General features: G+C 67.5%; 10 protein-coding genes. 2 read left to right on the top strand and 8 right to left on the bottom strand.

The window, feature by feature from the left end:
- The 6 genes from RMO04_RS08520 to lepB form a co-directional block, all read right to left on the bottom strand.
- The coding region (locus tag RMO04_RS08520; protein WP_309644356.1) for a DNA gyrase subunit A at positions 1 to 449 on the bottom strand (449 nt) is incomplete at its 3' end.
- Positions 450 to 530: 81 nt separating this feature from the next.
- Entirely contained in the window at positions 531 to 1,262 is a 732-nt protein-coding gene (recO, locus tag RMO04_RS08515; protein WP_309644355.1) for a DNA repair protein RecO, read from the bottom strand.
- A complete protein-coding gene (locus RMO04_RS08510; protein ID WP_309644354.1) occupies positions 1,262 to 2,068 on the bottom strand; it encodes an arylamine N-acetyltransferase in 807 nt (268 codons plus the stop codon). The genes recO and RMO04_RS08510 overlap by 1 nt, the downstream gene beginning before the upstream one ends.
- A gap of 17 nt (positions 2,069 to 2,085) precedes the next feature.
- Entirely contained in the window at positions 2,086 to 3,021 is a 936-nt protein-coding gene (era, locus tag RMO04_RS08505; RefSeq protein ID WP_309644353.1) for a GTPase Era, read from the bottom strand.
- Complete coding sequence (gene rnc, locus RMO04_RS08500) at positions 3,018 to 3,716, bottom strand: ribonuclease III (protein ID WP_309644352.1); 699 nt, start codon at positions 3,714 to 3,716, stop codon at positions 3,018 to 3,020. The genes era and rnc overlap by 4 nt, the downstream gene beginning before the upstream one ends.
- Entirely contained in the window at positions 3,713 to 4,492 is a 780-nt protein-coding gene (gene lepB, locus RMO04_RS08495) for a signal peptidase I (RefSeq protein WP_309644351.1), read from the bottom strand. Before lepB ends, rnc begins: the two co-directional genes overlap by 4 nt.
- A gap of 209 nt (positions 4,493 to 4,701) precedes the next feature.
- Between lepB and RMO04_RS08490 the strand changes: the two genes are divergently transcribed.
- Positions 4,702 to 5,595, top strand: coding sequence for an EamA family transporter (locus tag RMO04_RS08490; RefSeq protein ID WP_309644350.1), 894 nt, complete (start codon positions 4,702 to 4,704; stop codon positions 5,593 to 5,595).
- On the opposite strand, the gene RMO04_RS08485 is transcribed toward RMO04_RS08490, so the two are convergent.
- Complete coding sequence (locus tag RMO04_RS08485; RefSeq protein WP_309644349.1) at positions 5,592 to 6,413, bottom strand: type II CAAX endopeptidase family protein; 822 nt, start codon at positions 6,411 to 6,413, stop codon at positions 5,592 to 5,594. The two genes, RMO04_RS08490 and RMO04_RS08485, sit on opposite strands and share 4 nt — an antisense overlap.
- Before the next feature lie 4 nt (positions 6,414 to 6,417).
- Positions 6,418 to 7,005: a TetR/AcrR family transcriptional regulator gene (locus RMO04_RS08480; protein ID WP_309644348.1), complete on the bottom strand. Its 588-nt coding sequence runs from the start codon at positions 7,003 to 7,005 to the stop codon at positions 6,418 to 6,420.
- 104 nt (positions 7,006 to 7,109) lie between these two features.
- Between RMO04_RS08480 and RMO04_RS08475 the strand changes: the two genes are divergently transcribed.
- A partial coding sequence (locus RMO04_RS08475) for an isocitrate lyase/phosphoenolpyruvate mutase family protein (protein ID WP_309644347.1) occupies positions 7,110 to 7,818 on the top strand: 709 nt, incomplete at its 3' end.

Here is a 7,818-nt window from a genome sequence, read left to right as displayed (position 1 = left end):
TCGACGGCGTCCTCGTCGATGCCGTCCAGCAGCAGCATGGCCGCGGCCGTCAGCTTGGCCTCGGTGTAGCGCATGGCGGCGGGGTTATCGCCGTCGATGTTGCCGAAGTTCCCCTGGCCGTCGACCAGCGGATAGCGCTGGGAGAAGTCCTGCGCCATGCGCACCAGGGTGTCGTAGATCGACTGGTCCCCATGCGGGTGATAGCCGCCCATCACCTCGCCGACGACCTTGGCGCACTTGCGCGCGGCGTTCTCGGGGTTCAGGCGCATCTCGCGCATGGCGTAGAGGACACGGCGCTGCACGGGCTTCAGCCCGTCGCGCACATCGGGCAGTGCGCGGTCGGTTATGACGGAGAGGGCGTAGGCGAGATAGCGCCGCGACAAGGCCTCGGTCAGGGGCTCGTCGATGACGCGCGGGCCGTCGCCAGGCGGCTTGGTTTGAACAGTCATGTCGAATCGGACCTACGGAGTTCCGTACGTTCTAGCGGCCCGCGCGCGCGCCGTCCCCGCGACGGATGGACTCTCCACAGACTACAGCCGGTCCGCCTCGTTCAAGCGATCGACCAGCCAGACCCGCGCCGGCGGCAGCGGGCGGTTGAGCGGGCCGAACACGAACAGCTCCAGGAAGTGCGCGGTCAGGTCCAGGCCGGCGCGCACGTCTCCCTCCGCCAGGCCGCCTTGAGATGAGAGCATGAACGGCGGCAGGGCCAGCAGGCGGTCCTTGTAGGGCTCGCCGGCCGTCCGGCTGACGGCTCGGCCGGTCCGCGGGCTCACAAAGATCAGGTCATCGACGGCGCCCGTGGAGGCGCACTTGGAGAGATCGAGGCCGAAGCCCAGATCCTGCAGCAGGCCGGCCTCGAAGCGCACGAAGATCGCCGGCCAGATGTCGGGCGCCAGCAGGGACTGCGACAGCGCCTCGAAGGCCAGGAAGGCGCCGGGATGCGGCTCGCGCTCGGGCAGGGCCGCGGCGGCTACGGCGGCGGCGGCCGAGAGCCCCGCGAGCGCCAGGGGATCGTCGAACAGGGCCGAGGGTCCCTCGCCCACCGGCTCCAACGCCGCCGATCCCAGTTGGTCGGACATCCGCGAACGATACTGCAGGATCACCCGGGCGCCGGCCTGCAGGAACGGCTTCATCCGGCGCGATGCGCCGCCGGCGACGTGCGCGGCGTACTTGCCGTGCCGCGCGGTCAGCAGTTCGACGATGGCGCCGGTCTCGCCGTGCAGACGGGCCGACAGGACATAGGCGTCATCCTCGAATTCCATCAAGACGCGGCCGCCACGCGTTCCAGCAGCGGCCGCCAGTCATCGCTCACCGGCAAGCCGAAGGTCGTGGCGAGCACGTGTTCCAAACCCTCGGCGTCCAACATCGTTCGCTCCATCTCGCCGCTGGGCCGCCGAACCGTCAGGCGGTTCTGCGCCAGGACATAGCGGGCGTCCGGCTTGGTCAGGGCGACGATCAGCACATGCCGGAAATGCGAACTCGGGTGGGTCGACGAGAACCAGTTGTTGATCTCGTAGTCCTGGTCGAGCAGCACGTCGGGCGCGACCTGGTAGACCGGCGTCCAGTCCTCGCCTAGCCGCGCCTCCATCAGCAGATCGCCGCCAATGTCGGTCAAGCGGAAGTCCTCGTGCCCTGTCCGCTGGGGCTCGCGCAGATCCCACCGCAGCGGCGCGGTCGGCACGCAGCTTCCGAAGCCGACATCGCAGAGCCAGGCCACGCCGTCGATCTTGACCCGCAGAACCATGTGGGTGGGCGGTCGCAGCAGCTCGCCCGCCGGCAGGTTCCACCTGACCCTGGCGATGCGCCCCTCGACCTCGAAGCCCAGCGCCGTCAGCACGCGCTTGAAGAGGCCGTTCTGCTCGTAGCAGTAGCCGCCGCGCCGAGCGTCGATCAGCTTGGCGTCGACGATCTCCGGTGCGAGGTCGACCCCGCGATCCTGCAGGACGTCGATAGCCTCGAACGGGATCGAGGCCGTATGCAGCACCAGCAGGTCTCGCAGAACGGCGAGGGTCGGCTCGCGTGGGCCGTCATAGCCGATGCGGGTGAAATAGGCGGTGAGATCGGTCATCGCCCTCACCTATGGACTCAGGCGTCGAAATCCAGGCCCACGTCGCCGTAGAACTCGCGCTTGTCGGCCCAGCGTTCGTCGACTTTCACGTGAATGAACAGGTGGACTTGGCGGTCCAGCAGTTCGATCAGCTCCTCGCGGGACTTCTGGCCGATCCACTTCAGGGTCTGGCCGTTCTTCCCCAGGATGATCGGGCGCTGGCTCTCGCGCTCCACATAGATCTGTTGCTCGATGCGCACCGAACCGTCCTTGCGCTCCTCGAAAGCGGTGGTCTCGACGGCGGCGGCGTAGGGCAGTTCCTCGTGGACCCGCAGGAACAGTTTCTCGCGCGTGATCTCGGCGGCCAGCAGGCGGGCCGGCAGGTCGGCGGTCTGCTCCTCGGGATAGAGCCAGTGGCCCTCGGGCATCAGCTCGGCCAGCCGCGCCTTCAGGTCGTCGACGCCTTGACCGTCGGCCGCCGAAATCATGAAGACCTCGGAATAGACTCCCGTCTCGAACAGGCGTTGCGACAGGCCCAGCAGGCGGTCGCGGCGCATGCCGTCGATCTTGTTCAACGCCAGGATGGCCTTCTTGCCGGCCTTCTCCAGGCCCTCGACGATCGACTCCACGTCGATGGCCGAACGCTTGTCGGCCGACTTCGCGCCCGGCTCGGCCGCCGCCAGTTCGGCCACGGAGTCCACCAGGTGGACGATGCAGTCTGCCTCCTGCGCCCCGCCCCAGGCCGAGCGGACCATGGCGCGGTCCAGGCGCCGGCGCGGAGCGAAGATGCCGGGGGTGTCGACCAGGATGATCTGGGCCTCACCGGCCATGGCCACGCCACGGACGGGGAAGCGGGTGGTCTGGACCTTCTGGGTCACGATGGAGACCTTGGCCCCCACGAGTCGGTTGGTCAGGGTCGACTTGCCCGCATTGGGGGCGCCGATGATCGCGGCGAAGCCGGCGCGGGTGGTCATAGAGTGCCTTCTCGTTTCAACAGCATGGCCATGGCGGCGGCTTTCTCCGCGTCCTGGCGCGACCGGCCCTCGGCCAGTTCGGGTTCGTGGTCGCCCACGGTCACCGAGACGGTGAAGCACGGGGCGTGGTCGGGTCCCGTTCGCTTTACCACCTTATAGGCCGGAAGCGGCATGCCGCGCGCCTGGGCCCATTCCTGAAGCTGAGTCTTGGGGTCCTTGATGCGCGGGCCGTCCAGGCCGGCGAACTCCTCGGACCAGAACTCCAGGAAGAAGGCGCGCGCAGGATCCAGGCCGCCTTCGACATAGAGCGCGCCCATGAGGGCTTCGCAGGCGTCGCCCAGGACGGTGTCGTTCTCGCGCGCTCCAATCTTGCTGGCGCTAGGGGCCATGCGCAGGGCCTCGGCCAGGCCGATCCGCCGGGCGACCCGGGCGCAGGCATGGTAGTTGACCAGGTCGGCCATCAGCCGGCTCATCTCGCCCTCGCGGGCCTCGACATGCAGGGCCATCAGCCGCTCGGCGGCCAGCAGGTTCAGCACCCGGTCGCCCAGGAACTCCAGCCGCTCGTAATGTCGGACCTTGGTCGCGCCGTCGCCGACGCTGGCGTGGGTCAGCGCCCGCTCGAGCAGATCGCGATCCTTGAAGACGTGACCGATACGGCCTTCGAGTTCGGCGACCGCGGCTGTTCGCCTGTTCACTTGAGGACTTGGAAGAACCGGCTGGGTCGGGCGTCCAGGACCCAGGTCCAAGGCTTGAAGATCGAGGCTTCCTTGTTCCAGGACAGCATGATGATCTGCGCCTTGCCGACCAGGTTTTCGGCGTGCACGAAGCCGACGCCGGTCTCCGCAGAGATGCGGCTGTCCAGCGAGTTGTCGCGGTTGTCGCCCATGAAGAAGTAGTGGCCCTCGGGCACCACGAACACGTCGGTCTTGTCGGCCTCGCCGTCCGGTCCGAAGTCGTAGGTCACGAACTCCTTGCCGTTGGGGAAGGTCTCTTTGTAGCGCTCCACGCTGCGCGTGAAGCCATAGCCGCTGTCCATCATCACGGGCTGCAGGGCTTCGCGCGGCACCAGCTTATCGTTCAGGAACAGCTTGCCCTCGCGCATCTGGATGCGATCGCCGGGCAGGCCGACCAGGCGCTTGATGTAGTCGGTGCGGCCGTCGCGGGGCAGCTTGAAGACGACGATGTCGCCCCGGCTTGGCGCGCGCTCCATGATCCGACCGTTGAACAGCGGCGGGCTGAACGGGATCGAGTGGCGCGAATAGCCGTATGAGAACTTGGAGACGATGATGTAGTCGCCCTCCAGCAGCGTCGGCTCCATGGAGGCCGACGGAATGGTGAAGGGCTGGAAGAACAGCACGCGCAGGAACAGCGCGATCAGCAGGGCGTAGGCGACCGTTTTCACGATCTCGACGAACTCATTCATCGCGCCGGATTTTTCCGGGGCGGCGGAGGTCTGCGCCTGATCGGCCATAAGCAACGTCCTACGAGGTGTCCGAGCGTCGGACAGTGAGCCTAGCTAGACGTTGGACACGCAAGGAGCAAGCCAGTGGCCCGTGAACTCTGCGTCATGCCGCCTCCGCATTTCGACGCAGGACTTGGCAATGTGGTCTGGTGTCCGGACGGGGAATCGGACTGGTCGCGCCATTGCGGCCAAGCTGGATTGCCCTATCTAGTCGCCGGATGACTCGCGCCGCCCTCCCCTGGTCCCACGTGTTGCTGGCCTTGGCTGTCGTCGCGGTGTGGGGCACGAATTTCGTGGTGATCCGCATCGGGCTGGACCACTTGCCGCCGCTGACCTTCGCGGTCCTGCGTTTCACCTTCGCCCTGCTGCCGGCGGTGTTCTTCCTCAAGAAGCCGGATGTGCCGTGGCGCAATCTGGCGGCCTATGGCGTGCTGATCGGCGCTGGCCAGTTCGGCGTGCTGTACATCGCCATCAGCGGCTACATCTCACCGGGCCTGGCCTCGCTGGTGGTGCAGACCCAGGTGTTCTTCACCATCGGCCTGGCCATGTGGATCGCCAAGGAGCGCATCCGAACCTTCCAGATCGTGGCCCTGGCCCTGGCGGCCATCGGTCTGCTGGTCATCGTCGCCCACACCGACGCCAGCGTGACGCCGCTGGGCCTGGCCCTGGTGCTGCTGGCCGCGGCGAGCTGGGCCGGGGGCAACGCCTTCTCGAAGGCCGCGGGCCAGGTGAACATGCTGTCCTACGTGGTCTGGGCCAGCCTGTTCTCCGTTCCGCCCCTGCTCGTCCTGGCCCTGGTCTTCGAGGGTCCGAGCGCGATGCTCCAAGGCATCCAGAACGCCGACGCGGCGACCTGGGCCGCGGTGATCTGGCAGTCGGTCGGCAACACCCTGTTCGGCTACGCCGCCTGGGGCTGGCTGCTCTCGCGCCATCCGGCGGCGACGATCACGCCGATGGCCATGCTGGTGCCCGTGTTCGGCATGGGCGCCTCGGCGATCTGGCTGGGAGAATCCCTGCCCGACTGGAAGCTCCTGGCCGCGGGCCTGGTGATGAGCGGACTGGCCTTGAACGTCTTCTGGCCCGCCATGGAACGGCGGTTCGCTCGGGTCTAGCGCCGAAACCTGCGCCGTCTGGCCAAACTGGCCGGCTCCCAAAAAATCACCACCAGCGCCACTGGAACGGCCAGCGCGAGGCTTGCGTAGTACGGGTCATAGTGCGAGCCGAGGTTGGGGAAGGTGAACGCGCACAGGTTGATGGTGGCGTGAATGAGCACCGCCGCCAGCAGGCTGCCGCCCGTGTTGCTACAGACCCAGGCGATCAGGACGCGGCTCAGCACCGTCGTCACACACTGCCAGAAAATCCAACCTGCGCCGTGGCCGGCCTGGGCGTAGGGGATCAGGTGCCAGACGGCCCAAGCCAAACCCACGATGACGCCCCCGACCAAGGCGCCCCATCGCGCTTGCAGGGGCGCCATGAGATAGCCCTGCCATCCCACCTCCTCGGCGAACGCGAACAGCAGGAACACCGGCACGAAGATGGGCATCAGGCGCCACGGAAAGTCCGGTTCAGGCAGGGCGGCGCCTGCGGCTTGCATGAGGCCGTAGCTCCCTAGGCTCACCAACGGCATGGTCAGCAGGATTGGCGCGAGCCAGACGGTTGGAGAGATCTTACGCCAGTCGAAGACGGACCTCAGCAGCCGAACGCTCGCGTCCCGGCCGCTCTCCCGGCGCGCGAGGTAGAAGGCCACGATGAGCGGATTGATCGCCATGAGGGCGCTAAAGGGCAGGTTGATCGGCGACGCGGAAGCCAGGTAGCGATCAACGACATAGCCCGCGATCCAGAACGGTATCGACAGCAATACCAGCAGCTTCAAGAACTCGGCGGGCGAGCGGTCCGCGAGCTTTACATCGCCTTTCTGGATGCGGCTCACGGCCTCACGTTTTCGTCCCCGGCAGGCGAAGACCTTCCAGCAAGGTCCTAAGGGCCGCCACATAGGCTAGCGAGTCGCCGCCGTGGCCGCCGGCCACCGCGGCCTCGGTGACCGCGCCCAGCAACAGCCGACCCAGCGGCTCGACCGGTTGCCGCGCGATGATCCCCTGATCCATGGCCGCGGCCAGGGCGCGCGGGATCATCGCGCCGAAGTAGCGGCTGTCGATCTCCCGCCACCGCTCCCAACCGAGCACCTTGGGCCCGTCACCCAGGATGATGCGGCCGTTCGGTCCCTGAGAGCAGGCCTCGAAGTAGGCCGCGGTGCCTAGTCCTATGGACGTGAGCACATCGCGCGCGCCGCGCGAGGCCGCCATCACGTCGCGGGCCAACAGCTCGGCGGCGTCCTCGAACACCGCCTCGAACACAGACTCTTTGGTTGGAAAGTGATGGTAGATCGCGCCCTTGGCCACGCCCGCAGCCGCGGCGATCTGATCGACGGACGTCGCGGCGAACCCGTGCGCCCCGAAGAGGTCGGCCGCCGCGCTCAGGATGGCCCCGCGGGTGGCGATGCGTCGCTCGGCCTGTTTCGCCATGCCCTCAACCTACCAGGACATCCGCGATGCGCCAATTGACTTACCGCCCTCCAGTCGGTAAATACCGACTATAGGTCGGTTTATGTAACTCAGCAGGTACGGTCATGGTGTCGCCTACGCAGATCGAGAAGACCGTGCGGTTCGCGGCCCTGCACCGATCGGGCTGCTTCGTCCTACCCAACGCCTGGGACATTACCAGCGCCCTGCTCTGCCACGAGGCCGGATTCCCGGCGATCGGCACCAGCTCCATGGCCGTGGCCCTGGCTCACGGTGTGCTGGACGGTGAGAAGATCGGCCGCGAACGGATGCTGGCGGCCAGCGGCGCGATCGCCCGGCGCGTGCCTATTCCGGTGACGGCCGATCTGGAAGCGGGCTATGGCCCCTCGCCCCGCGATGTGGCCGAGACCGTGACCTTGGCCATCGCCGCCGGCTGGGCGGGCTGCAATCTGGAAGACACCGATCCGCTGACCCGCGGCCTGACCCCGGCTGTCCGCGCCGCCGAACGCATCGCCGCGGCGGTCCAGGCCGCCAAGGTCGCCGGACTGCCGAACTTCGTGATCAACGCCCGCACAGACCCCTACTATCACCAGCCGTCAGACCCGCACGCCGCCTTCTCCGAGGCCGTGGTGCGCGGCAACATGTACCTGGCCGCAGGCGCGACCTGTGTCTTCGTCCCCGTGCCCAGCGATCTGGAGACCGCCAAGGCGCTGGGTTCGGCGATCGATGGCCCGGTCAATCTGATGGCCGCGCAGAAGGTCGCCACCGCGCCGTTCCGCGAGATGGCCGCGGCCGGGGTTCGCCGGATATCCATGG

Origin of the sequence: Phenylobacterium sp. (genome assembly GCF_031412415.1) — a bacterium.
Lineage (GTDB): Bacteria > Pseudomonadota > Alphaproteobacteria > Caulobacterales > Caulobacteraceae > Phenylobacterium.
This window is presented reverse-complemented; position numbering and strand designations above follow the sequence as displayed.

What these genes read in the sequence shown, in the direction of transcription:
- era (WP_309644353.1), bottom strand. Translation starts at nt 3,021, where the DNA reads ATGACCACCCGCGCCGGCTTCGCCGCGATCATCGGCGCCCCCAATGCG.
- recO (WP_309644355.1), bottom strand. Translation starts at nt 1,262, where the DNA reads ATGGAATTCGAGGATGACGCCTATGTCCTGTCGGCCCGTCTGCACGGC.
- RMO04_RS08510 (WP_309644354.1), bottom strand. Translation starts at nt 2,068, where the DNA reads ATGACCGATCTCACCGCCTATTTCACCCGCATCGGCTATGACGGCCCA.
- lepB (WP_309644351.1), bottom strand. Translation starts at nt 4,492, where the DNA reads ATGGCCGATCAGGCGCAGACCTCCGCCGCCCCGGAAAAATCCGGCGCG.
- RMO04_RS08490 (WP_309644350.1), top strand. Translation starts at nt 4,702, where the DNA reads ATGACTCGCGCCGCCCTCCCCTGGTCCCACGTGTTGCTGGCCTTGGCT.
- RMO04_RS08480 (WP_309644348.1), bottom strand. Translation starts at nt 7,005, where the DNA reads ATGGCGAAACAGGCCGAGCGACGCATCGCCACCCGCGGGGCCATCCTG.